This is a genomic window from Streptococcus sp. HMSC077F03, assembly GCF_001812375.1.
GTDB classification, from domain to species: Bacteria; Bacillota; Bacilli; order Lactobacillales; family Streptococcaceae; genus Streptococcus; species Streptococcus oralis_S.
This window is the reverse complement of sequence record NZ_KV808789.1, coordinates 1-322: the sequence shown is the minus strand read 5'-3', so window position 1 is coordinate 322 and position 322 is coordinate 1. Positions and strand designations below refer to the sequence as shown.

At 45.3% G+C, this 322-nt stretch carries 1 protein-coding gene; it reads right to left on the bottom strand.

Annotated elements, in window-relative coordinates; all coding sequences use genetic code 11:
- Nucleotides 1–322: Ig-like domain-containing protein (locus HMPREF2853_RS05180; RefSeq protein ID WP_148131404.1), on the bottom strand; the 322-nt coding region annotated here is incomplete at both ends.

The window sequence follows — 322 nt, the reverse complement described above, 5'->3', positions numbered from 1 at the left end:
TGGAAGCTTGGAGTGCCCGTTTGTGGAACACCCTGAGGACCTGTGCTCGTTGCATTAGTGCTAGTTGGGGTTACCTTAGTCACTGTTGGGGTATAAGTCGCAGTGACTTCTGTTCCATTCTTATCTACACGTTTGACTGTGACAGGATCTGGTGTGCCAACGTATTGTTTTTCTGGAGTAAAGGTAATAGATCCATCTGGATTGATGCTGTATTCACCTACACCTGGAACTGTTTTCGTTGATTGACCATCTTCGAATGTCACTGGTTTTGTATCATCAAGTGGAACCAGTGGATTACCTTCTGTGAAGGTTGGGGTACCTT